This is a genomic window from Evansella sp. AB-rgal1, assembly GCF_041820985.1.
Taxonomy (GTDB): Bacteria; Bacillota; Bacilli; order Bacillales; family Salisediminibacteriaceae; genus Evansella.
In genome coordinates this window covers 30,203-56,438 of the sequence record NZ_JBGUAU010000003.1, presented here as the reverse complement: position 1 = coordinate 56,438, position 26,236 = coordinate 30,203, and the positions used below count along the sequence as shown (strand labels likewise).

Here is a 26,236-nt window from a genome sequence, read left to right as displayed (position 1 = left end):
TTCTATAACACTCATCACTCACATTCTTATTTCCCCACATAATATGTTTCTGTCGGTCCTAGATAACTAGCTGCAGGAGCTTTCCCTACTGGATAGATAACCAGCTTTTCTAACACAAAGCCTGGACTCACTGCATAAACCCTTAGTGTATTTAGTCCGGCCTGACAGTTAATTTTACTAGTGTATCTGCGGATGTTGTCCAGCACACCATCATCCCAATCTTCACCCTCTACTCGATATCCTTTTGGAAGTGTATTTACTATGTTGATATCATCCTCATTTACTTGGATTCCACAGTAAATCGTACTATCTTTCGTAACTGGGTTGGAAGGTTGCATATAAAATTCCAACTCATATGATCCCTCTTCCTGTACAACAATATGATATTCAAGATAAGGTGCATCCTTTCCTGGAGTAAAGTATTCCGTTGTTGGGAAAGCCTTTACTGCAGATAATGTTTTACCATATCCCTCAAGCACTTCAAAACGATTCACATTACCTTGATCGTTCATTACTTCCTTGTTTTGTGCAAAATGTTCTGCTTCTATGGAGATATAACCATTTGTATCAACAAAGGTCATATCAGCTAATCCACTTACATCAGGTACAGAAGCATTCACAACAATGTTAACCGTACCTACTGGTGTTTCCACTACAATTGTTCCTGCTGTCTCACCATTCATAGCATTACGATCAATCGTTACAGTAATTTCATCCTTCAACTTGTCTTTCCCATCTAAGCTTCCAGACGTCTTAGAACAAGTCAACCATGAACTATTACTTATGATCTTATAGTCCGCACTCTGTTCGCTCTTGCTGGAAATAGTAAACGAAGCTTCCTTCTTTTCCGGATGTAAAAAGTCATTTATATATACTTTATTATTATGCCAAGCTGGCCCCTCATTGTGTTGCTCCGTTCCATCCACTGTAACCATCAGTCTTGGCTTACCAGTAGGGAAAACATTCATAACTACAGGGTACTTGTTTTCTTCTTCATTCCAGTTCACAAACCCAAAGTGTTCAGAAAGCCCCATTCCATACCATTTCCCATTATCGAGGGCATGGTATTCCTCTACAAGATCTTTATCTCTTTGGAAACATTCTTTAACCTGTTCTGCTAGTTTGTTGGACTCCAGTAAACCTAGTTTTGCAGCATAATTATTTTTTGCAGTAAGAAGCCACATCTTCTGCAAATTTAAGTTTCCTACAGTTGGATAGTAAACAAGGGAGAAATATGCAGAGAAATTCTCAGAATCCACCTTCTTGTATATTTCATCCGCTTCCTGTAAAAGATCTTCAATTTGCTGTAATAATTGATCTGTCTCTTTGTAATTAACTGGGTGATACACATCTTCATTCATATGTTCTGGCCTACGGCTATGAGCAATTTTTGTGTAACCTGTGAGAAGATCAAATAACTTCTTCTTATCTTCTTCTGAGAAAACTTCGTTGAATTGCTTTTCTACCCATTGCTTCGTATAAAGATCCGTCTTATTAACCGCACCTGTACCCCATTTTTCAAAATCATAAGCAAGGTCTAGGAAGTAAGATAAAGGAAACTCCATCGTTGCAATGTCACCTACGTTTACAATCCAAAGATCCCGAACACCAAAATCGTAGGCCATACTCATCTGTTCCCAAACCTTTGGAAGGTAAGAACTGTTAATCCACTCATACGAAATTGGCCCACCATGATAATCAAAATGGTAATACATACCGTACCCACCAGAATGGTTACGCATTTCTTCTGTCGGTAAGGTACGCAAATTTCCATGATTATCGTCACATAACATCAGAATAACATCTTCCAGTTCCTCCGAGTTCATTAACCCTGGAGTATTCTCATCTCCATAAAAAAATGGTTCTACTTCTTTATATAAAGCTAGCATTCTTGGCACTTCGGAAAGGTTAGGATTCACATTTTCTTTTATTAGTTTGTTTTGAGTCTGAAGCACTTCACGTAGTAACTGAATGTTATCCGCAAGTGTTGCATTTTTCCCCATAATGGACGTGTCTTGCTCCCCGCGCATACCGACAGTGATAACACTTTCAAATTTACCTCCACGCTTCAAGCCGTCCTCCCAAAACTTTGTGATACCTTCTCTATTGGTTATAAAATTCCACGCATCTCCATACTCGGAATTCTCTCCACGAAGATACTTATACTCTTCTCCGTACCGTAAACAAGGTTCATGATGGGATGCCCCCATTACTACACCATATTCATCTGCTAGTTCAGCACTTGCCAAGCCTGGTCCCTCATCATAGAAACGGGCAGACCACATGGCTGGCCACATATAATTTCCTTTCAACCTTAATAGCAACTGAAACACATGATCATACATTTCTGCATTATGACCGCCGAACCTTTTCATCGTCCAATTACCAAAGGCAGGCCAATCATCATTGATAAAAAATCCACGGTAACGAACGGACGGTTCTTTGGAAAGATATTTGAAGTCTCCACGTAATGAGAACGATTCTTTCGGTTGTGGTTTCACATCAATCCAGTCCACCAACGGAGATACACCAAGTAATTCGGACAAATGGAAAAGACCATAGATTGTACCACGCTTATCACTACCTGCAATAACAAGAGCTTTTTCAACACCTTCAAATGGGGAATCTATTACTTGAATTAAAAAGACTTCTCTCTTCCCTGTAACTTCTGAAAGATCAATCAGTCCTTTCTCTTCAAGTTCCTGAAGCATTGGACTATGTCCTACTGTTCCATAAACAATTGCGTTTTTCCCAAGCTTGTCTTTGCTTGAAGTTGCTTGTGGTGCGTGTCCAAAAACTAATTCGATATCATGCATAACCCTTTTAGCGATTTTATTTACGCCACTGAAAGCTTCCTTCTCTTCAAAAAATAAGGAACCCGAATCTAAAGCGTTTACATTTTCTAGCATCTCTTGATTAATGACAAATTCCATAAAAACATCCTTTCTAATGTTAGATTTCCTGTTATCGCTTAGTTTTGTGGAATATTATGAGCTTTTTTTGTTGTCAGATCTGAGCACAGCAATGGTTTCTTGATGGAACAGTCTGATTGAAAGCGCTGTTAAATATGTCCTCCAATTTTTCTTAAAGTCCATTATATCAAGTATGTGGATCTTATTAGAATGCAAATACTATATATAAGATTTAAAAAAGTAAATAAGGTAATAGTTTTGAAGGGTCTTCTACTACAGATGAAATCACTAATAGTATGGATAAGTATATAGGAAGAATACCAAAAGGATTTAGGTTATATATTCATATGGTTGTTAAACTGAACTTTGTATGAAAATATTAACTAATTTTATCCTTGTCTAAGATGATTGTCTTATCTTGAACTCTAGACTTTATTTGTGATAGGGTTACTTTAAATTAGTAAAATGAGATTTTGATTCGCTCTTTAAAATAAGGTATATTTGATACGTAAATAAGAAATATCAAACATGAGGTCGTGATTAACATGCGCATTAATAAATATATTAGTGAAGCTGGAAAAGCATCTAGGCGCGGTGCCGACAAATTAATTGCTGAGGGAAAAGTCACAATCAATGGAAAACGTGCCCAAATAGGTGATCAAGTCAAACCTGGGGACGATGTCTTAGTAAGCGGAGCTCCAGTTCGAGTAGCTAGAAATAATGTCTATATTGCCTTAAATAAACCTGTAGGCATTACAAGTACAACAGAAAAGAAAGTTAAGGGAAATATTGTTGATTTAGTGAATCATCCGTTAAGAATTTTTAATATTGGACGACTGGATAAAGAATCAGAAGGCTTAATACTCCTAACAAACGATGGTGATATCGTTAATGAGATTTTACGCGTTGAAAATCAACACGAAAAGGAATATATCGTTTCAGTAGACAAGCCTATCACTCCTGAATTTGTAAAGAATATGTCTGAAGGTGTAAAAATATTAGGTACAAAAACACTTCCTTGTGAAGTAACACCGTTATCAAAGTATGAATTTCAAATTATTTTAAAACAGGGGTTAAATCGCCAAATTCGTCGGATGTGCGAAGAGTTAGGCTACAATGTCTATAGACTGCAAAGAATTCGGATTATGAATATCCATTTAGGGAACCTACCTCCTGGACAATGGAGAGACTTATCAAAAAAAGAGCGCACACAATTATTTAGAGAACTAAACTATGAACCGAAGGAATGGTAAGGGGATCTTTGAACGTAATTTATCATAGAATGGAAGACTTGAATTAAAAGATGTGCAAAAGCTTTAAAATATTATACATTTAGCTAAAGCATGAATAATTGATATATCGTATAGGTAAGAAAAAAATACATGAATGAAGTGCAAGTTTGCGAATAGCAAAAGGAGACCGTCTAAATAACACGAACGGTCTCCTTCAATTTTATAAACTAGCCTTTTTAATCCTTATTACATTTACTCTCTACAGTAGACTCTATTTGTGGAACGGTTCACTTTTATTTAATGGTAAAGATAATTCACCTGTGCTTGATTGAATTGAATTTTTCCTTTGGACGAATAGAATTTTTCCACATAAAAGAAAAGTGAAACTCGAATATACTATAGATAAAATATACAGCACTACCACAGTGTCGGGTTCCATTTTAAAGTGCTGTAACGCTGGCACTCCAATGTAAACAGGCAGTTGGACATATATGAGGTACATTATCCCTAGATATATTATTAAAATGAAACTAATCATACCAATCTTTTTGAAACTAGGTTTCCTAAAAGAGATCTCTTTCGTACCTTTAAATAGATGAAAAATAGTTAATCCCACTATACATAAGATTAAAATGATAAAGATTATTACAATAAAAAGAATTATCTGCACAAGAAAGTGGATTTTTGGAAAGTCCTTCTCCAACAATTTTGTGGGTGAATCATCACCATTTACTATTCTATAAAGATTAAAACCAGAGTGATACGTTATATCCTGTTTAGAATTTGCTAAAAGGATAAGTCCAAAGGTTTTGTCGGACGAAAGTACAATGGTTGACGTAAATCCTGGTAAACCACCATCCATAGAAATATTATGTGGGTACACATACAAGTTGTATCCTATACCATATTGATTGGGTTTGAACATTTGATCTATGCTACTACGACTAATTAATTTACCATTTGGCCCTTGCCCATCGTTTAAGAGTAAACCTAAAAACTTTGATAAATCATCGACATTCGAAGATAGCCCAGCAGATGCTGATGTTGCATAAACTAGTTCTTCTTTATAAGGTTTTAGCTTTCCCCAGTGATATCGGTGACCCATTGCAGTATTTGATAAATGGCTATTATCAAAAGTGAAATATCCTGTCCGGTTCATATTAAGTGGAGTAAAGAAGGTTTCTTCCATATATTGTGTGAAGGATTTCCCTGTTACCTCCTCTATTACTAACTGTAGCAAGTCCGTATTCATATTGGTGTATTCATAAACAGTTCCCGGTTTTCCCACTAATGTAACATTATTTAGTTTGTCTTTAATTTTATTTATAATTTCTCTGCTTTCTAAATTACTAATCTCATGTACATTTAACCTACCGGGTAATCCACTAGAATGGTTTAGTAGGTGCTCAATTTTAATTTCATTAGAAAGTAAAGCATCTTTTGTAGAAAACCAAGGAAGATAATCAACCACAGGCTGTTCAATATCTATGTAACCTTCCTCTTGGAGTTTTAAGATACCCATTGAAACAAATACTTTAGATACTGAACCTAAATGAAAATTAGTGCTTTCATTTATTAGTTCAGATTTATCTCCTACATCTAAAGTGCCATAGCCTTTAGAATATACAACACCATTCCTATCCACTAATGAAAAAGCCATGCCTGGAATATTATGTGTCCTCATGTTATACTCAATTTCTTTGTCAATCATATCAATTTTTTCTTCTAAATTATCAATAGTTGCGGAAACTTCAGTAGAGTGGACTATAAGGAAGATCACAAAAATTAATGCACAAATTAATAGTCTAAATGCTTTATTTCTTATCTTAGATTCCTCCCTCATTTCATTTATAAAAAATAGACCCCTAAAGATTTCATGGAGTCTGTTTCTTATGAATTTCACCTAAATTATAACATTATTTACCAGTGAGTCCACTTATAAATTTCCTGAAATATTCTTACTTATGACTATTTCTACCCTCTGTTTTACCACTATTTGTGGTACGGTTCATTTCTATTAATTTCTAAAATCTCGATATACTTGCTCTACTTCTACTAATAACATCCGCATGAGTTGATGTGGATATGTCATATCAGAAAATGACAGGTGTTGGGTGGAAGAATGGTAGAAACGCCAGGAGTAAATTCCTAGCGTTTCGAATAGTCAGTTATTTACAAGATTATTTAAGTCTTGAGTCAATTTTTCTAATTCTGTAAAGCTAGAAACAATATCTCTCATTCTCTCATTTTGTTCATCTACACTTGCTAATATTTCTTCTATGGAAGCACTAGATCCTTCAGTGACCCTTGAAATTGAATCGATTTCTTGAACTATTTTAGCTGAGTCAATTTTTAATGTCTCAATTAAAGATTTTACACTACCAGATTGATCTACAACGTTATCTGTATTTAGATAAATTTGATTAAAAACCTGTTCTGCTTCAGATGTAACTTGTAAGCTAGTATTGACTGCGCTTTGTCCTGCGTTAACTTGATCTGTTACTTGAGTTGTTTTCGTTTGAATGGATTTTAAAATAGCCTCTATTTCTACTGTAGAGTTCTTACTATCTTCTGCAAGCTTTCTTACTTCATTAGCAACAACAGCAAAGCCTCTACCCGCTTCACCCGCTCTTGCCGCTTCTATAGCAGCGTTTAAAGCTAATAAGTTAGTTTGTTCTGAGATTTTACTAATTTGTTCTAAAATTAGTCCGATTTGATCACTCGCACTATTTAATTCATTTATGTCGGAAACAGCATGTGTAATTTTTTCGTGAATTTGTTCCATATTTGTTTTAATATCACTAATATATTGACTTCCTTTTGCTGTCATCGTAGAAGTGGTAACTGATAATTGTTTCATTTGATCTGAAGATGAATCTACAGAAACAATTATTTTATTACTAGAGAGAATAGAGTCATTCATTTCGTTAACACTAACAGCCTGTGATTCAATACCTTTAGCAACTTCATTAAATGCACTTGTTAGTTCAGTAGAAACTCTTCCTGTAGCATCAACATTTGCTTTCACATTTTGGCTTAAATCTGTAAGGATAGCAGAAGATTGCTTCACTTGTTTTAACAACTCTTCTATTTTTTCTCTACCTTTTTGAGACTCTAAGCTACTTTTTTCAACGGCCAATTGCATTTTCTTACCAATTTGAGCTTGAGCAATAAGTACACTAGTTACGAGAATGAGAAATAAATTTAAAGGAACAAGGGTTTCATTTTCCAAACTTAAAAAAGCTGTTTCATTATATGTAATAAACAAATAATTAGTTAAAATAACACCAATGAGTCCAGATGCGGCAATAGAACGGTAATTGTGATAAAGCGTAATTATCCCTATGCTAAAATAAATCATGAAGTAGTCGGTTAGTTTAGGGTCTGTTTCAAACATAAGGATGGTCAAAATCGCTAATCCAATTATGACGATGTACTGAATATATTGGGATAATATATTTTTCCATGCTAACACGGTCGTAAATAATGCAATAATAATACCCGTAATTATAAACATTCCTGTAGCACTAAATGGAACCCTATTTATAAGGTCACCGGTTATCCCTATAAAGAGGGCAAACCATAATAATTTAGCAATAAGTTTATTTCTTTGTTGTAACTCTCTTTCCAACATAATTATTCCACCTTCAATTATAATACGAGGATTTTATCATACTAAAATCTATAATAATATAGTACTATTCTGTGGAAACTAGACATGTACTCTTGCCCTAAGTGAGAGAAGTTTTATCTGAGTGGAGTGGCTTATGACAAACTATCTCGACTACTTTGCAATTGTAATTGTAGTCCTGATTACTATGATAGGTGTGAGAATATCAAAAGTGTTATAGACGTATTTCACATTATGCATTTCCATTTCTATCTATATGTACTTCTAATATAACTTCCAATTGTAGAATAGATAAGGTGGGGAGCGGGTAAGACACGGAACAGGGTAAATTATTTATTAATTTTAAAAATGTTCAATGATATTGAATAAAGATAAATGAAGATTTTTTCTTTATAAAAAAGATACCACTCCAAAATTGAATATTAAAAAATAAAGCCTATGCTAGGTGATTTGATCTTACATAAGCGTTATTCGTATCTTATAATAAACAAACTCATTTACTTATGGTACGGTTCCCCCCGATTAATCCGAAACGCCCGATACACTTGCTCCACCAACATCAGCCTCATCAACTGGTGCGGAAATGTCATATCAGAAAAAGAAAGGTGTGCCTGGGCTCGATTTAATACTTCTTTACTTAAACCTACAGATCCACCAATGACAAATGCAATTTTGCTTTTACCATACGTAGCTAGTTGATCAAGTTCTTTAGCTAATTTTTCAGAGCTCCACTTGTTTCCTTCAATCGCTAATGCAATAACATATGTATCTGTGGATAACTTTGATAGAATTCGTTCTCCTTCCTTCCCTTTTACCTGCTCCATCTCCATATCACTCATATTTTCGGGTGCTTTTTCGTCTGGAACTTCTATTATATGAATATTGGCATAGGTAGAAAGTCGCTTTAAATACTCGTCAATTCCCTGCTTCAGATATTTTTCTTTTAATTTTCCAACTGTTACAATTGTTATATTCAAATTTTTCCCCTCCAAGAAAACTTATCCACAATAGTTATCCACATATACACAGGTCCACTGTGGAATTATCCACTGATTTTATATTTGGCTTCCTCTTCACAAAAAGAGCATCTATTAGAAATTCTTTCTTGTGACTGAACTAATTCAATTTCAGGCGGCATTTCATGTTCATCTATTACTTCATCTAACGCTATTTCTACATGTTTTTCGCAACTATACATTACATTTCACTCCTTGAAAAATTTATCCTACGACATTATAGCATACCCATATTTAAATTTAATCACCTGTGGACAACCTTTTATAAGACAAAAAGGGGAGCCACTCTTTCATAGCTCCCCTTCCTAATTTATTCAACTCGACGATCTAGTGTAAGCTCTGTTTGTTGTTTTTCACCATTACGATAATACGTTACTTCCATCGTGTCGCCAATTTTCTTTTCGGTATATAAGAATCGTCTTAAATCATGGCCATCTTTAATCGTTTCACCGTCAAGCTCTACGACAACATCTCCTTCTTGAAGTCCACCACGACCAGCAGGGGAATCACTTTCAGGAACTGCTTCAATATATACGCCACCTTTAATCTCCTCTGGAAGTCCTAACGTTCCTTGCCAATGAAAACTAGGAATTTCTTGTAGAGAACGCATCACTATTCCAATTTGTGGACGTTGTACCTGTCCGTACATTTCAAGGTCTTCAATAACAGGGATTGCTACAGATGCTGGTATAGCAAAACCAATCCCCTCTACAGCAGATTGAGCAATTTTCATGGAGTTGATACCAATAACATCTCCTTGAATATTTAGTAACGCTCCACCGCTGTTACCTGGATTTATCGCTGCATCTGTCTGGATTACTTCTGCATTCCAATCAGGCTGCCCATTACCAGTTGTATCTACAGGAATACTTCGTTCTACTGCACTAATGATCCCTAATGTTACAGATCCTTCAAAAGATAACGGATTACCGATAGCAATGGCAGGCTCTCCAGCTCGTAAAGATTCAGAATTTCCAAATTCCGCAACAGCTGTTACTTCATCTGCATCAATTGTTAAAACTGCTAAGTCCGTGATTTCATCTTCACCAACAAACTCAGCCGGAACTCGTGAACCATTACTTAGAGTTACGTCAATTTCGTTATGACCAGCGATAACGTGCTGATTTGTTACAACAAAGGCTTTGTCACCCTCTATTTTATAAATAACTCCTGATCCTGTTCCACCGGAAGATGAGCCAAACAAACCTGTAGATTGGCGCATATTTACAACACCAACAACAGCATCTGAAACACGGTCCACCGCTTCAATTATTTCTGAAGTCATTGAAATGTTAACCATCTCTGTTGGTATATCACTGAGTACTTCCCTAGCCTCTCCAGATTCTCTATCCGTTTCTATAACAGATCCTTTTGGTACCACATCATAAGGAAGGAATCCGTTATTCGCTAAGGTAGGAATGGAAAATACAACAATCAATGCTCCAATTATAGCTCCAAAAAAAGAATACAAACCTGACCACTTTGTTGGTTTTTTTTCATTACTTCTTGTTTGTTCATAGTGCCCATCATAGTATCCCATAATATAACCCTCCTCCAAATCTATCTCTTATTGAGAAAAGTTTTAGTATCCCTCTAGTGAGGGGTACCATCAAAAGCAAATTACACTATTACCCTTGAGTATATTTTATAAGACTATGAATAGTACCGTCTATTAGAAAGTCATTTTTTCGTTAATTTTCCACACATACATAGGATTTCCCATAATATCTTTTACTAAACACATATTTTTTATACAACTGCTAACGGTGTTGCTTTTACCGGATCCGTATCATGTAACTTCACCTGTTTTCCAACTTCAAAGCCTTTTTCTTCTAATGTCTGCTGCACGGTCATTCTTGCAAGTTCCTTCATATTATTATCTAAACTTAAGTGTGCTAAATACACATTTACTGGATCATCAGAAAGAATATCTGACAAAGCTAAGGCAGCATCTACATTCGATACATGCCCTTCATCTCCCAGAATACGTCTCTTAGTGTTCCATGGATATTTCCCCATTCTTAGCATATCCATATCGTGATTTGACTCAAAAACAAACGTGTTTGCACCCTTTGTTACACCTTTCATTCGATCACTAACATAGCCTGTATCTGTTATTAATGCTAGCTTTCTACCTTCCTTATGAAACGTGTAAAACATTGGTTCAGCAGCATCATGAGAAACTCCAAAAGATTCTACATCCATATCACCGAATGTTTTCACTTCCCCAATTTCAAAGTGAAACTTCTGATCTGTCGTTAACTCACCCAGGGCACTATTCATTGCATTCCACGTTTTTGCATTTGCATAGATAGGTAGATTATATCTTCGCGCTAATATTCCTACACCTCTGATGTGATCTACATGCTCATGTGTAACAAAGATGCAATCTAAGCTTTGTGGTGAAATATTAATTTGTTGAAAACACTGTTCTATTTTTTTCCCGCTTAAACCAGCATCAATTAATATGCGATGCTGGTCTGATTCTACATATATGGCGTTCCCTGTACTTCCACTAGCAAGTACACTAAAGCGTATTCCCATTTATATTCACTCCATCGTGTTTAATTCGTTTGAATGGTTCCATCAATAGCATTTACGTAGTAATATACTCCGTTTATGTTGATTTTCCACATTGGCGCATACACTTGAAATTCCCCACTAGCAGGCAATAGACTGTAATATCCTAATTCTGCATTTTCCAATACAGTATTTGCAGGTATATACTGATTATTAAAAAGTACTTCAATTGCCTTTATAAGAGATAGCATTTCTTGCTCTCGTATCTCTTGGCTTATTTCTATATAAATTTGATCATACGCCTCAATCTCAAGATCCTCATTTAAATGTAGTACAATTTGAGCACGACCTGATTCAAAGTTATCAATTGGCTTCTCTTTGTATAATTGATGAACATTAATCGTGTTATTTTCATCATTAAAGACCGTAAATCTATATTCATCTCCATTAATAATAAATTCTTGTAAAAAATTTACTACTCCTGCCTCTATACTTGACTCAGATAGCTTATAAGGCGTTACTAGATCAGCTAGGATCATCGTATCATTCATAATTAAAGAAAGGTCTTGGTCCAGTAGTTGGCCTTCTAAAGTTTCTAGATCGTACTTAACAGTTGAACCAATAATTGATGAGCCTACTTGTGGTTTTTCTACATCATTTATTAAAATTTGTATATTATTCTCTGCTAGGTTATCTTGAAATGATACTTGGTTAATGATGTTTAAGTTTCCTGCCGTACGTTTTTCTCCAAGTTGATAACCTAAAAAGACATTTAATAGGAGGAATGTAATGATAAAAATTGTTTTTGTTTTACTCCAATCCACTTTGATCCACCTCACGTTCTAACGATCCACTTGGTGAAGGCTTCTCCACACGTCTCCATTCTCCTCTTTCTAATACAAACCAAGATGGGTCATAAATCACTAAACTAGGAGTTTGCTTTCTCATGTAATATCCGACTTGCGCATCTTCTATTAACTCACTATCAAATAATTCGCTAGTCTCTAGATACTCTTGAATTTCGGAATAAGGTGCTAGTGTTTTATTTGTTATATTAAAGGCTTCCGCTTCCGCTTCAAATAAAGGCCTAACATATTCAGAAATTTGATTACCAGTCCTACTGACCTGGATTGTATAAAATTCCTCTTTATTAAGATTAGAACCTAAAATAGATAACCCATCCACGTTCATTCGAAATACAGCATGATCATTTAATGCACCTTCAAACCAAGAGGTAAGTCTATACTGGTCAGTCCAGCCAGAATGACCATTAATAAACTCAACACTGGCATCTAAAATAGACCTTTCTACTGTGTCTCTATGGTTCGTGCTTACTGGGTTTATATAGCGCAAAATTGTTTCATTTTCTACTATATTCATAATCCGATTTCCATCGGTATAAGCACTTTCATGATTTCCCTGGGAATAATGTTTTACAAACTCAGGATCATTTAATAAAGTTTGTCGAAAGGCAATAACAGATAATGATTCCGATAAATGGGAATATCCTCTTAATGTAGCTTCTTCCTTCAATACATATCTTCTTTCAAATGGGTTAGGTTCTCTGGAGAAATAAATTGGTTCTACTTCAAAAGGTTCTCCATATTGTCTATATAGCGCTTGAAGTTGATTTACAGACATTCCTGTATTGCCTTGATAGAATTTTTCCTGGTCTGCCGAAATTATACGAATGGAAACCTCACTTGAACTAGTTACATTCGTAAATAAAATAATTCTATCTATCGTCTCCATTGAAAGAGATACTTCGCTATCTATATTCAACATGGAATATACCCACTCTTGTTTAAAATTCTTAGGAAAAATAATTTCTAATCCATCCACTTGAAATATCATACTCTTTGAAGACTCCGCACCTGTATATAACCGATCTAGTTGAATTCCTTTTACATTATCAATAATCTCTTTATAAGAGTTGTTTGAAGGAGGAATCCAAAAACTACTACCTTCCTCATGAAGAATGATTTGTTCTGGTTGTAATAATTGATTAATAGTACGTTCTTCACCTATAATCTCACTCTGAAAATAATCAGGCTGCAAAAGCATGTCATAATCTGCTTGGTATGTCCAGATTAAATACGTCAATATAATACTGAGAATAATTAAAAGCCAAAGAGTGACCGTTTTTAAGTTTTCTATCATGACTCTGTCACCGCCTCAACGTAAGGAAGACTAAAGGATATCATCGTTCCTTTCCCCCAGTCACTGCTGACCCAAATAGATCCGCCATGAGCCAAAACAATTTCCTTTGCTATCGCTAAGCCTAATCCTGTTCCTCCTAAATTACGGGATCGTGCCTTATCAACACGATAAAACCGATCAAAAACATGTGGAATATTTTCCTTAGGAATTCCTACACCCTCATCTTTTATACTTACAATAACTCTTTCCTTTTCTTCCTTTAGTGAGCAAGTAATGAATCCACCTTCAGGAGAATATTTCACTGCATTAGAAACAATATTATCAAGTAGTTGTGTTAATTTATCACGGTCCCCATAGACAAAGATATCTTTATTAGGGGTTTTGTGTTTAAACGAAATGGAATCATTTTTGGTAGACATTTCGAATCTTTCTACAACTTGGTCCACAAACTGTGGTAAATTAATTGCCGAGAAATTCATATGATAATCTTTACTATCCATTTTTGATAATTGTAAAAGGTCATTAACCAAACGAATCATTCTTTCTGTTTCCGTTTGAGTCACTTGAATAAATCTCGGTGCTACTTCTGGATCTTCAATAGCTCCATCTGCAAGGGCTTCTAAATAACTTTTCATCGATGTTAAAGGAGTACGTAACTCATGAGATACATTGGCCACAAAATCTCTACGTTCTTCTTCAATTCTTTCTTGCTCTGTTACATCATGAAGCACAGCTATCAGACCATTTTGAGCACCGTTTTCTTTTTCAATTACAGAGAAATGAGCTTCTAAAATTAACTCTTCTTCATCATAATCAAAGTCTAAAAGAATTGGGTCCGTAAACTTATATAAATCTTCAAGCTTCATAAACTTATCCAGATTTAAAATTTTTGTTAGTTCCGCACCTAGTACATGTTCCTGTTTTTGTTCTAGCATTGCTTCTGCTCTTTTATTCATTAAGATAATTTTTCCTTGCTTATCTGTAGCAATAACCCCATCCGTCATATGGGTTAAAACGGAAGAGAGCTTCCGTTTTTCTCCTTCCGTCGTAGCATTGGCATCTTGTAATTTATTTGTTAAGTCATTAAATGCTCTTGCTAGTTGTCCGATTTCATCATCCCCATAAACTTTAACACTTCTCGAAAAATCACCTTTCCCCATCACTAATGCTTGTCTTCTCATATCAACGATGGGCCTGGTTATTGTTCTAGCTAATAGAATACCTAAAATAGCGGTAATTGCTAAAGCCATTACTGTTCCAGTTAGTAAAATTTGGTTAATCTGCCTCATTTGACTATATATCTCTTCCATCGAAGCTTCTATATATATTGCCCCAATAATTTCAGGGGAGTTTATAGGAATTGGTTTTGCCATTACTCTCGTACGATGACCTGTATTGGGATTCACCAATACCTCAGGATCTAACGGGTTACCTAATAAGGCACGTTTTACTCGTGGATTGGTAGTTCTCTGACCAATATTCATACGTTGACTTGGGTTAGATACACTAATTACTGTATTGTTCTTATCAATAACCTGAACATTTGTATTACTTCTATTATCATTATCAAATAACTCTAGTATCAATTCATTTATTCTACGTGAAAGTGGTCTTTCTTCCGTCTCTTCATCTCGCTTCATTTCTTCTTCCGTATAATAGGCAAGAAGATTAGCTCTCTCATCCAGAGTTTCAAAATAATTGTTTACAAGTTGTTCTTCTAATTTACCTGTAAAATAAACTCCAATAACTTGCATTGCAATTAGTATTAATAATACGTAAATAATAACGATTTTTACGTGTATTGATTTGTAAAACCGAATCTTGTTCATTTTATTGCTCCTGATCTGAATTCCTTAAATAATAACCAACACCTCTACGAGTAATAATCCATGTAGGATGGCTAGGATTATCCTCTACTTTTTCACGTAAGCGTCGAACAGTTACGTCAACAGTTCGTACATCTCCGAAATAATCATACCCCCATACAGCCTGCAATAAATGCTCTCTCGTCATTACTTGTCCAATATGTCTTGCTAAATAGTATACTAATTCGAATTCTCGGTGAGTAAGTTCGATAGGCTCTCCTCTTTTAGACACTAAATATGCATCTGGTTGAATTAGTAATGGACCAATTTCAATATTTTTCTTCTCTTTTTCTGGTTGTTCTTTCGATTTTTGATTTCTACGAAGATTTGCTTTAACACGAGCAATCAACTCTCTCGTGCTAAATGGTTTTGTTACATAGTCATCTGCTCCTAACTCTAAACCGAGCACTTTATCTATTTCTGAATCCTTTGCAGTTAACATGATAATAGGCATGTCATATGTTTTACGAACTTCACGACATACTTCCATTCCATCTTGATAAGGTAACATGATATCTAACAGAATTAAATCTGGTTCGATTTTTTTGGTCATTTCAATCGCTTCTCTACCATCGTAAGCACACGTTACATCAAATCCTTCTTTTTCTAGACCAAATTTTAAAATATCTGCAATTGGTTGTTCATCATCAACAACTAGAATTTTTTGCTTTTCCATAAGTATCATCCGCTCCTAGATTTATTTAGGATATTATAGTTTAATTTTATCATATTTAAAAAAACAGTCTCTATCATGTTTGTAGAAAGTTTACCATATTATATTGTATTTCTATAATGAGAAACCCCTCTTAACTATCCTATCATGTAGTTAAGAGGGGTAATATCTTTTACCTATTTAGAAAGTCCATTGGGTTTCTTAATTGTCCATTTTGATACACTTCAAAGTGTAAATGTATTCCTGTTGAATTACCTGTAGAACCCATTCTTCCAATGGTTTGACCTTTACCTACAGTTTGTCCAACACGAACGTTTATACTGGCCAAATGAGCATACATTGTTTCCATCCCATTGTTATGGTTTATTCGTATTGTATTTCCGTAACCATTTTCCCATCCAGCTGATTTCACAGTTCCATTATCAGCTGCTAAAATATTGAAATTAGACGGCCTAGCAATATCTATGCCACGGTGGTATCTTCCCCATCTCATCCCTTGATAACTGGAAATATAACCACCAACAGCTGGCCAAGAAAGCTGACCTGATCCTCTAGATGGTGATGTTTTGGTACCTCTTACAACAACTTTGTTTATCGGTTCTGTAATAATTTCTTCTGAAACTGTCTCTTGTTTCACAGAACGACCATTTTCATAGGTAACTTTGTATTCAATCACTTTTTTTCCATCTTTACCTTCTTGAGCTACTCGTGATGTTCCTTGCCACATTTCGCTATCATCTTTTGTCTCTGTTTGATAAGAAATTGTTTCTTCCTTTTTCATTTCTTTCTCCACAATGACACTAATCATAGGCTTTAACACTGTAACATTTAAATCATCACCAATTCGTAACAGGGAGTCTTCCGTAATCCCGGGGTTTATCTGTTTAATTTCATTCATTGATAAATTATGGTCTGCTGCAATAGACCCTAAAACATCACCTTGTTTTACTGTATATATTTCTGCTTCCAACGTACCTTGTTGGAGAATTTTAATAGCATCCTTTATAGAAAATATATCTTTAGGATTAGCAAGTGATTCGTTCCATTCTATTTCTTCAGATAGATATATATCAGTAATAACGGAAGTTCCAACTTTTGCTTGTTTTCCTGCTTCTTCATCTTCAAAAGTTTCAAGTTCCTCTTTTGTCACATATTCATGTTTTAGTGTTCTCACGAAATCTTCTAAGTCTTCATCTCTACTGATATGCCCTAAGAGATTTTCTCCAATTTTTACTTCATATGTTTCTGCATGAATTTTTACTAATTCATCTAATACATGAAGGGTTAAATTGTTTGTATTTCTATGAAAAAAAACACGTTCAGGTATATAGTGAAATTCTTCGTCTAATGAAAACTCTAAATCTTTATATTCATCTATTAATGTATTTAGTCTTTCTTGTTTATAGTTTTCTATGAGTTTTGTATCATCAACTATTCCAACACGTTCCATACCATAATAGACATGGTATATAGTCTTTATGTTTAGTAGAGATTCATTACTTCCTTCATTAGCATTTGCTTTAGTGGCATCTACAATAGAAAAAAGAAGTATCACTGAAATTAAACAAATTAATTTATTAAGTTGGAATTTACCTCTACTTTTATATGTAAGAGAATCTGTTGAAACGTTCATGGTTTTCCTCCTAGAAAACTTCCGATTTACTATACTTTTATATTTAAAACTATTATCTTATATCAACATTGATATTTTACCATAAAACATAGACTAAGAGCGTTATCCTTCAAAACGTAAAAAATTTGTATTATTATTGTTACACAATGTTATATTGTCTTCCTACTATTCCTAGGTTTTCTGCTTATTTCTTCAAGAAAAAAATACAGATAAACCTTATAAAATAAGGATTTATGACAATAAATGCTTGATTTCCACAACGTAGTATACCAATCTACCAGTTTCCCCTAACTTCCACTATAACGAAACATTTTGTAATATTAATGAAACAAAACATGAAATATTTGTAAGTAAATAGGTTTTATTGTTAATAACATGTGACGTTTATCTACAGATTTTACAAAAGAGTAGAAGCGAATGGTTGTTTAAGTATTTTTGATAAATAAGATTTATGTGAAACTCCGATAATAGAAGAACATAAAAAAACCTATTCTACAAAGGAATAGGTGTCATTTACTATGTATGGTGCTGGCCAGAGGACTTGAACCCCCAACCTACTGATTACAAGTCAGTTGCTCTACCAATTGAGCTAGGCCAGCATAAATGCTGAAAGTGGTGGCTCGGGACGGAATCGAACCGCCGACACATGGATTTTCAGTCCATTGCTCTACCGACTGAGCTACCGAGCCTCTACATTATGATAGATTTTAAACAAAAAAAAATGGCGGTCCCGACGGGAATCGAACCCGCGATCTCCTGCGTGACAGGCAGGCATGTTAACCGCTACACCACGGGACCTTGTCCATAACTAATAAAAAATTTGGTTGCGGGGGGCGGATTTGAACCACCGACCTTCGGGTTATGAGCCCGACGAGCTACCAGACTGCTCCACCCCGCGACGTTATGAAATGTTCATGTTACAATATACAGTATGTGAAACCACAAGAATTATTATACCATATTTGCAGAAAAAATGTAAAGAAATATTTATTTTGGTGACCCGTACGGGATTCGAACCCGTGTTACCGCCGTGAAAGGGCGGTGTCTTAACCGCTTGACCAACGGGCCATGTGTCTTTTAATGCATTCTTTAAGACAGCGACAAGATTTATCTTAACATCATTTTTAACTGAATGCAATAGCAAATTAATATTTCTATAATTACAAAATTTAATGTGATTGTCTTAAGTATTTAAAAATTGGCTGAAGCCAGACAGTAAACATTATATTTTATTCTTTCTTAAAAATAGTTGACCAGAGTTTTGATAAACCCTGGTCTTGAAGTGGTGAATTTATTATCCAAATACTCCACGAATAAGATTGGTTTGATTTCGATCTGGTCCAACTGAGAAAATAGTTAATGGAATTCCTGTTAATTGTGAAATTCGTTCTACATAGTATAAAGCATTTTTCGGAAGGTCATGTAAGGATTTTACTCCAGTAATATCTTCTGTCCAACCAGGTAACTCTTCATAAACAGGTTCACACTCAGAAAGAACTTTTAAGCTTGCAGGGAACTCTTCGATTACTTCCCCACGATACTTGTATGCTACACAAATTTTTAGTGTATCGATTCCTGTTAGAACATCTATAGAGTTTAAAGAAAGATCAGTAATGCCACTTACACGACGAGCATGACGTACTACAACACTGTCAAACCAGCCTACACGACGAGGTCTTCCTGTTGTAGTACCATACTCATTACCAACCTCACGAATTCTATCTCCTATTTCATTCTGTAATTCTGTAGGGAATGGACCATCTCCTACACGAGTAGTATATGCTTTAGAAACCCCTACAACATGGTTAATTCTTGATGGACCTACACCAGAACCAATTGTAACTCCTCCTGCAATTGGGTTGGAAGACGTTACAAATGGATATGTTCCTTGGTCAATATCAAGCATAACACCTTGAGCACCTTCAAATAATACTCGCTTCCCTTCATCTAAAGCATCATTTAGTACTACGGATGTATCAGTTACATACTTAGCAATTTGCTGACCATACTCATAATACTCATCTAATATATCTTCCTTTTTAAAACCTTCAATTTCATAGAATTTTTCAAACATACGATTTTTCTCTTTTAAGTTATATTCTAGCTTCTCTTCAAATGTTTCCTTATCAAGAAGGTCTGAGATACGGATTCCAACACGTGCCGCTTTATCCATGTAAGCAGGTCCAATCCCTTTACGTGTTGTACCAATTTTATTTGCACCTTTGCTGTCTTCCTCAACAGCATCCAACTTTAAATGATAAGGTAAAATAACATGAGCGCGATTGCTAATACGAAGATTACTTGTATTAACACCGTGGTCATGTAAATATTTTAGCTCTTCAACAAGTGCTTTCGGTTCAATTACCATGCCATTACCAATAACACAGATTTTATCGCCATTAAATATCCCAGATGGAATTAAATGCAACTTGTACTTCTTTCCATTAAAAACAATGGTATGACCTGCGTTATTTCCACCTTGATATCTCGCTACAAGTTCTGCTCTTTCTGACAAATAATCTGTTATTTTCCCTTTTCCTTCGTCTCCCCACTGTGTACCTACTACTACAACTGATGGCATTTTGTGAGCACCTCCGTATGATATTCTACAATTTATGAACTAATAAATAATAGCTTTAACAATGTTGCTTACTTATTCTATCCTTATTATGTTTAAAACATGAAAACCAAGGTAAGTTTATCAATTTTAGTACATTCAGTCAACAAAAAATCCGAACATTTATTAATTATATTAAAAATACGTTCGTTTTTAAAGTGTAGATTATCTTACATCATTTAGCTTGGTTATACGTGTTCTTAATTAGTGGTTTAGGTTTATTACTTCCAGCAACACAAGCAAATTAACAGACATAACTAGTCCTTGAACTTCAGCACCTACGTTGATTATGTATTCCCATTAATACAACTACCATCGAACTAAACTAAACACAAGTGAAGGAAGAAAAGCGCAATGCGCTCTTTTATGATCGAAATGCAAATGTTCTGGACGAACGAAAAGCATAATCCGCTTTCACATCTACGAAGAAATATGTTCTTTCAGTTGAAAAGTGCTTTTTACTTTTAATCGGCCAGGTTATTTGACAAGAGGTCATGGCGCCTGGACCTGGACTTCTTTCCATGATACATCTAGTTACAGATCAATAAGAATATAGTTTTCCTTAACAATAAAAAAGAGCTTAGTCTATTTAAACTAAGCTCCTGGTGGAATATCACTTTCGTCAAACCGTCTCTCTAAGTTAACAAACTTATTATACTCTTTTACAAACGCAAGCTCGACTGTTCCTACTGGACCGTTACGTTGCTTTGCTATAATAATTTCTATGATATCTTTTTTCTCTGATTCTTTATCATAATAATCATCACGGTAAAGAAAGGCAACAATATCCGCATCCTGCTCAATACTTCCTGATTCACGAATATCGGACATCATCGGGCGTTTATCCGTACGGGATTCAACACCACGAGAAAGCTGAGATAATGCTATTACAGGAACTTTTAACTCCCTTGCTAACCCTTTTAAAGAACGAGATATTTCTGAAACTTCCTGTTGACGTCCTTCTCCACTTCTTGCATCCCCTTGAATAAGCTGCAAGTAATCTATTAATATCATACCAAGTCCACGTTCTTGCTTTAAACGTCGACATTTAGCTCTAATTTCTCCTACTTTAATCCCCGGTGTATCATCAATGTAAATACCAGCTTTTGACAAGCTTCCCATTGCCATGGTTAACTTTTGCCAATCTTCATCTTCTAACTTCCCAGTTCTAAGTCTTTGTGCATCTATATTTCCCTCGGCACAGATCATACGCATTACTAATTGGTCTGCACCCATCTCCAAACTAAAAATGGCTACATTTTCGTCTGTTTTGGTAGCTACGTTTTGTGCAATGTTTAAAGAGAAGGCCGTTTTACCAACAGATGGTCGTGCAGCAACGATAATTAAATCATTTCTCTGAAATCCAGCTGTCATTCTATCTAATTCGGAGAAACCTGTTGGAATTCCAGTTACTTCTCCTGTTGTATGCTGTAACAATTCAATTTTATCAAATGCTTCTACCAAGACATCTTTTATCGAAACGAAGGCTTTAGAACTCTTTTGTTGTGAAACTTCTAAAATCGTTTTTTCAGCTTGGTTTAGTATAGAGTCAACCTCTTCTTCAGCAGCAAATCCTTCTGTTGCAATGTTTGTTGCTACTCGAATTAATCGACGTAACAATGATTTTTCTTCTACAATTCTACTATAGTACTCTATATTAGATGCTGTTGGTACAGCATTTGCTAAATCACTTAAGTAGGTTACTCCACCAACTTCTTCTAGCCACTTCTTGGTCTGTAGTTCAGTTGTAACGCTAATAAGATCTACAGGATCACCGCGTTGTGCAATAATTAGCATAACATTATAGATTCGTTGATGTGATGCTCGATAAAAATCTTCCGGTACTAAACGTTCAGAGGCGGTGACCAAAGCCTGATCATCTAAAAATATTGCTCCTAACACCGCCTGTTCCGCTTCAATATTTTGTGGTGGTGTACGATCAGTAAATAAGTCACTCATAGTTTATTTACCCCCTATGGATACTATTCTTCCACTACATGAACTCTAATGGTAGCTGTCACCTTTGGATGTAGCTTCGCATTTATATTGGTATAACCTAATACTCTAATAGGCTCGTCCATTTCTATTTTACGTTTGTCAATTTTTACTTTGCTTTTCTTTAATTGCTCTGCAATTTGTTTATTTGTTACAGCGCCAAACAAACGACCATTTTCTCCTGATTTCGCTTTAATTTCAATGGTCATATCTTCTAGTTTCTTTTTTAATAACTCAGCTTCTTCTACTACCTCATCAGCTTTACGTTGTTCACTTTCTTGCTTCTTTTCCAATGATTTCATATTACCAGTATTAGCTTCGACAGCTAAGTTGTTTGGAAAAAGGTAGTTCCTAGCATACCCTTCTGATACATTCTTTACTTCTCCCTTTTTTCCTTTTCCTTTTACGTCTTTCATAAAAATTACTTTCATGACGACTGTCCCCCTTTGAAATAATCATCAATTTTATCTTTTAATAAGTCTTCCGCTTCATCGAGTTCCATATCTTCCAATTGAGTAGCGGCATTAGTTAAATGACCTCCACCACCCATATTCTCCATGATAACTTGAACATTCATTTCACCCAATGATCTTGCACTAATACTAATACGACCATCTGCTAGCTTGGAAATGACAAATGAAGCAATGACATTATTCATCGTTAATAACGTATCAGCAGCTTGTGCAATGAGCAACTGACCATACGTTTCATTCTCTTCTCCTCTAGCAATAGCCATACCACCTGAATATATATAAGCTCTCTCAACAAGCTTCGCTCTTTTTACATATTGGTTTAAATCTTCTTTCATCAACTTTTGAACTAGTGTAGTATCTGCACCCTTACTTTTTAAATAAGATGCCGCATCGAACGTACGAGAACCAGTACGAATCGCAAAGCTTTTCGTATCTACAATAATACCAGATAATAAGGCTGTTGATTCTAAAACATCTAATTTGGGATGAATTGGCTGATATTCCAGCATCTCAGTAATTAATTCAGCTGTAGAAGAAGCATACGGTTCCATATATACAAGGACCGCTTCTTTAATAAATTCTTCTCCTCGTCTGTGATGATCTATAACGATAATACGCTCTATTGACTTTAACAATGAAGGTTCAGCCACTAAGGATGGTTTATGAGTATCTACAACAACCAATAACGTATCATTTGTACTTTCTTCCAATGCTTCCTCAGGCGTTATAAATTGTGCCCATAGTTCATTATGATTTTTTATTTCCTCTAATAGTTTATACACACTTTGATTCATATCATTTGGGTCTAAAACAATATACCCTGTTTTTCCATTTGCTTCAGCAATCTTTAACATTCCTATTGCAGAACCAATAGAATCCATATCAGGGTTTCTATGACCCATAACGATTACTTTGTCACTCTCAGAGATAAAATCTCTTATTGCGTGGGAAATAACTCTTGCTCTTACTCTAGTACGTTTTTCAATAGCATTTGATTTACCACCATAAAAACGCACTTTTCCGTTGGTTTGTTTAATTGCTACTTGGTCTCCGCCTCTACCTAGTGCTAGATCGAGACTCGATTGAGCAAGTGTGCCTAATTCCCTTAATGTGGATATACCACTGCCTATTCCAAAACTTAGAGTTAGTGCCACTCTTTCTTTAGATGTTACTTCCCTAACCTCATCAAGAATGGTAAATCTATCTTCTTCCAAGTTACGTAATGTCTCTTCATTGAATATAGCAATAAAACGGTCTGATGCAGTTCTTCTCATCAAGATATCGTGCTGCTTTGACCAGCGATTTAAGGCATCTGACACTTGTGTAAGTAACTTGCTTCTTAACTGATCATCCATCCCTTGTGTTACTTCGTCATAATTATCTAGAAAAATTAATCCAATAACAGTTTTGCCTCGCTCGAATAAATCCTTGATTTCTTGTTCTTCGGTTACGTTAAAAAAATAAAGTAGTCTTTCATTTTTTTGATGAATGACTCGGAATTCTTTTTCCTCTATTGTGATATGAAATTGATCATCTTCTAACTGATCTTGAAGTGTTTCTGAAATCAGATTAATCGATTCTCCAATACAATCTTTTTCAAAAAGATTTGTTACAAATGGATTCACCCACTGAATTTGATGATTTTCATTGTATAACAATATTCCAATCGGCAAACTAGTTACTGCTTCTTCACCGGCTTTATTTACTCTGTAAGTTAATGTTGAAACATAATCAGATAATCCTTCTTCAAACTCTTTTTTTGCTTGACTCATTAAGTAAGTAACAAAGGCTAAGCAAAGAAACCCTAATAAACCAATTTGCCATTGGATGTACGTCAATATTCCTATAAACACTACAGAAATAAATAGTAGTGCTAGTACGTGATACCCATGCCATCGTTTTAGCAAGTAATTTGGCATTATTCACATCTCCTACTTAGTTGAGTTCATACGTTTTCTCAATTCAAATCCTATATCAATTATACCTAAAATTCTTACAAGATAGATTAAAAATGGTAAAACAAATGAAATTATTAAAATTAATATGGGAAGTACTTTGCTTTTCCCTTTCATGTGAAAATAATAAAAAATGAAGGAAAAGCCTTGGATAATCATAACAAAATCTAACAGGGGCGTTAGGTTTGCAATAACTGTATACATCGCAGTACCTTTTTCTGCTCCAATCAATAATAAAATATATGCAATTAAATAATACCAGATAAATACCCTTGGAAATGTCCATTCTCTAAATGGAAGGAATAAGGAGACTTCATAATCCCAACGTCTCATAAATAAAGATGCTATCCACTGTACAATAAATGCAAACCCAATACCCAAAATTATCATGATAACTGGTGCAATATATGGAAGTTCATTAATAAACAGGGTGGCTGACTCTAATACATTTTCATCTGTTTGCCCTACAAAAGATAGCATTTGTTCTGACAACTCTACTGATTCATTTAATAATTCCTGTATTACTTCTACTGGATTTACTTGTAATATTAATATACTTCCAAGATAATTAAGAATTAGTGCAGCGATAAATGCTAATGATCCACCAAGAAGAACCGCGAATGCTTCTTTTTTTCTCCTGTATAGTTCTCCAATTACAATTCCACCTGCTACAAAGCTTATAGTAAAAGGTAAAGCTAACGGAGTAATAATAAATAATAAGAAAAAGGATAGCAGTCCTAGAACTATTCCTGGCTTAAGTCCATGTTTATTTGTATATAAAATGAAGGGAATTGGTAATAAGATCAATGTCAATGTTCCCATAAAGGGAACAAGTATAAGTAATATAATTAACAGTATGTATATACTCAAAAATTTCAATCCGTCTTTTATTCTTTTTGTATTTTCCATAATAACTACCTCTTTTCCAATGTCTTGTGGAATGTCTTAGTTGATCTAACCTAGGCTTGATCACTATTGTAGCATGACAACATTCTAAAGAACAAAGAGTATAACTATAACCAAAGAAAATAGTACCTCGGTGTTCTGTAATAAATGTTGATTTAGGGAACTAAACTAGTATTGACAACTTTTTTACTTGGTAGTATCAATGGCTCTTAACAAAAAAACCTATTTAGTAAAGGTTATCAAAATTATAGTTAATATTGTTTATACTGAAATTATAAGACTATCATGAAAGTTCTTTAAGCTTCGTATGGTAAGGAGTACTCTAAACTATAAAAAAAACTCTCAGCAGCTCCGTCACTACTGAGAGTTCTTTTATTATTCTGTTACGTACGGCAATAATGCCATTGTACGTGAACGTTTAATTGCACGAGTTAATTGACGTTGGTACTTAGCTGATGTACCCGTCACACGACGAGGAAGAATTTTTCCACGTTCAGAAATAAACTTCTTCAATAAGTCAGTGTCTTTATAGTCAATTTTTGTAATTTTGTTTACAGTGAAGTAACAAACTTTACGACGTTTTGGACGACCACGACGTGCCATGAGAACCCCTCCTTCTTTTTCTTATTTATATTTATATACATTTAA

General features: G+C 34.9%; 20 protein-coding genes and 5 tRNA genes. 1 reads left to right on the top strand and 24 read right to left on the bottom strand.

All coding sequences use genetic code 11. From position 1 onward, the window contains the following. Positions 1–26 precede the first annotated feature (26 nt). On the bottom strand, positions 27–2,933 hold the full coding sequence (locus ACERII_RS03090) for a glycosyl hydrolase 115 family protein (RefSeq protein ID WP_373639973.1): 2,907 nt from the start codon (positions 2,931–2,933) through the stop codon (positions 27–29). A gap of 524 nt (positions 2,934–3,457) precedes the next feature. On the opposite strand from ACERII_RS03090, the gene rluF reads away from it, so the two are divergent. After that, positions 3,458–4,165, top strand: a complete 708-nt coding sequence (rluF, locus tag ACERII_RS03085; protein ID WP_373639972.1) for a 23S rRNA pseudouridine(2604) synthase RluF — start codon at positions 3,458–3,460, stop codon at positions 4,163–4,165. Between the two features lie 250 nt (positions 4,166–4,415). On the opposite strand, the gene ACERII_RS03080 is transcribed toward rluF, so the two are convergent. From ACERII_RS03080 to rpsR, 23 genes are all read right to left on the bottom strand, one after another. Further along, positions 4,416–5,855, bottom strand: a complete 1,440-nt coding sequence (locus ACERII_RS03080; protein ID WP_373639971.1) for a serine hydrolase domain-containing protein — start codon at positions 5,853–5,855, stop codon at positions 4,416–4,418. A gap of 306 nt (positions 5,856–6,161) precedes the next feature. Further along, positions 6,162–6,236 carry a hypothetical protein gene (locus ACERII_RS03075; protein WP_373640198.1) on the bottom strand — a complete coding sequence of 25 codons (75 nt, stop codon included), beginning with the start codon at positions 6,234–6,236 and terminating at the stop codon, positions 6,162–6,164. A gap of 72 nt (positions 6,237–6,308) precedes the next feature. Next, positions 6,309–7,778, bottom strand: coding sequence for a methyl-accepting chemotaxis protein (locus ACERII_RS03070; RefSeq protein ID WP_373639970.1), 1,470 nt, complete (start codon positions 7,776–7,778; stop codon positions 6,309–6,311). Between the two features lie 494 nt (positions 7,779–8,272). Beyond that, on the bottom strand, positions 8,273–8,752 hold the full coding sequence (rlmH, locus tag ACERII_RS03065) for a 23S rRNA (pseudouridine(1915)-N(3))-methyltransferase RlmH (RefSeq protein ID WP_373639969.1): 480 nt from the start codon (positions 8,750–8,752) through the stop codon (positions 8,273–8,275). A gap of 65 nt (positions 8,753–8,817) precedes the next feature. Beyond that, the gene (locus ACERII_RS03060) at positions 8,818–8,973 is read right to left on the bottom strand and encodes a CxxH/CxxC protein (RefSeq protein WP_373639968.1); all 156 of its coding nucleotides are present in this window, start codon (positions 8,971–8,973) and stop codon (positions 8,818–8,820) included. Between the two features lie 128 nt (positions 8,974–9,101). Then, on the bottom strand, positions 9,102–10,331 hold the full coding sequence (locus ACERII_RS03055; protein ID WP_373639967.1) for a S1C family serine protease: 1,230 nt from the start codon (positions 10,329–10,331) through the stop codon (positions 9,102–9,104). A 209-nt stretch (positions 10,332–10,540) separates the two neighbouring features. Further along, positions 10,541–11,335, bottom strand: a complete 795-nt coding sequence (locus ACERII_RS03050) for an MBL fold metallo-hydrolase (protein WP_373639966.1) — start codon at positions 11,333–11,335, stop codon at positions 10,541–10,543. Positions 11,336–11,355: 20 nt separating this feature from the next. After that, the gene (locus ACERII_RS03045) at positions 11,356–12,135 is read right to left on the bottom strand and encodes a two-component system regulatory protein YycI (protein WP_373639965.1); all 780 of its coding nucleotides are present in this window, start codon (positions 12,133–12,135) and stop codon (positions 11,356–11,358) included. Continuing rightward, on the bottom strand, positions 12,122–13,471 hold the full coding sequence (locus ACERII_RS03040) for a YycH family regulatory protein (protein WP_373639964.1): 1,350 nt from the start codon (positions 13,469–13,471) through the stop codon (positions 12,122–12,124). Before ACERII_RS03040 ends, ACERII_RS03045 begins: the two co-directional genes overlap by 14 nt. Beyond that, positions 13,468–15,300: a cell wall metabolism sensor histidine kinase WalK gene (gene walK / locus ACERII_RS03035; RefSeq protein WP_373639963.1), complete on the bottom strand. Its 1,833-nt coding sequence runs from the start codon at positions 15,298–15,300 to the stop codon at positions 13,468–13,470. Before walK ends, ACERII_RS03040 begins: the two co-directional genes overlap by 4 nt. Position 15,301: 1 nt before the next feature. Further along, the gene (yycF, locus tag ACERII_RS03030; RefSeq protein ID WP_373639962.1) at positions 15,302–16,012 is read right to left on the bottom strand and encodes a response regulator YycF; all 711 of its coding nucleotides are present in this window, start codon (positions 16,010–16,012) and stop codon (positions 15,302–15,304) included. 169 nt (positions 16,013–16,181) lie between these two features. Beyond that, positions 16,182–17,642 (bottom strand): LysM peptidoglycan-binding domain-containing M23 family metallopeptidase, encoded by a 1,461-nt coding sequence (locus ACERII_RS03025; protein ID WP_373639961.1) that lies wholly within the window; start codon positions 17,640–17,642, stop codon positions 16,182–16,184. Positions 17,643–18,165: 523 nt separating this feature from the next. Then, positions 18,166–18,241: transfer RNA gene (locus ACERII_RS03020), tRNA-Thr, on the bottom strand. 14 nt (positions 18,242–18,255) lie between these two features. Further along, positions 18,256–18,331: transfer RNA gene (locus tag ACERII_RS03015), tRNA-Phe, on the bottom strand. A 33-nt stretch (positions 18,332–18,364) separates the two neighbouring features. Continuing rightward, positions 18,365–18,440, bottom strand: a tRNA-Asp gene (locus ACERII_RS03010). A 23-nt stretch (positions 18,441–18,463) separates the two neighbouring features. Further along, positions 18,464–18,540: transfer RNA gene (locus ACERII_RS03005), tRNA-Met, on the bottom strand. A 95-nt stretch (positions 18,541–18,635) separates the two neighbouring features. Beyond that, positions 18,636–18,710, bottom strand: a tRNA-Glu gene (locus ACERII_RS03000). A 226-nt stretch (positions 18,711–18,936) separates the two neighbouring features. Next, positions 18,937–20,223 (bottom strand): adenylosuccinate synthase, encoded by a 1,287-nt coding sequence (locus tag ACERII_RS02995; protein WP_373639960.1) that lies wholly within the window; start codon positions 20,221–20,223, stop codon positions 18,937–18,939. Positions 20,224–20,853: 630 nt separating this feature from the next. Continuing rightward, the gene (gene dnaB, locus ACERII_RS02990) at positions 20,854–22,218 is read right to left on the bottom strand and encodes a replicative DNA helicase (protein ID WP_373639959.1); all 1,365 of its coding nucleotides are present in this window, start codon (positions 22,216–22,218) and stop codon (positions 20,854–20,856) included. Positions 22,219–22,241: 23 nt separating this feature from the next. Continuing rightward, complete coding sequence (gene rplI / locus ACERII_RS02985) at positions 22,242–22,685, bottom strand: 50S ribosomal protein L9 (RefSeq protein WP_373639958.1); 444 nt, start codon at positions 22,683–22,685, stop codon at positions 22,242–22,244. Continuing rightward, complete coding sequence (locus ACERII_RS02980; protein WP_373639957.1) at positions 22,682–24,646, bottom strand: DHH family phosphoesterase; 1,965 nt, start codon at positions 24,644–24,646, stop codon at positions 22,682–22,684. Before ACERII_RS02980 ends, rplI begins: the two co-directional genes overlap by 4 nt. A 12-nt stretch (positions 24,647–24,658) precedes the next feature. Then, the gene (locus ACERII_RS02975; RefSeq protein ID WP_373639956.1) at positions 24,659–25,591 is read right to left on the bottom strand and encodes a YybS family protein; all 933 of its coding nucleotides are present in this window, start codon (positions 25,589–25,591) and stop codon (positions 24,659–24,661) included. A 372-nt stretch (positions 25,592–25,963) separates the two neighbouring features. Further along, a complete protein-coding gene (gene rpsR / locus ACERII_RS02970) occupies positions 25,964–26,191 on the bottom strand; it encodes a 30S ribosomal protein S18 (protein WP_217064525.1) in 228 nt (75 codons plus the stop codon). Positions 26,192–26,236: the final 45 nt, after the last annotated feature.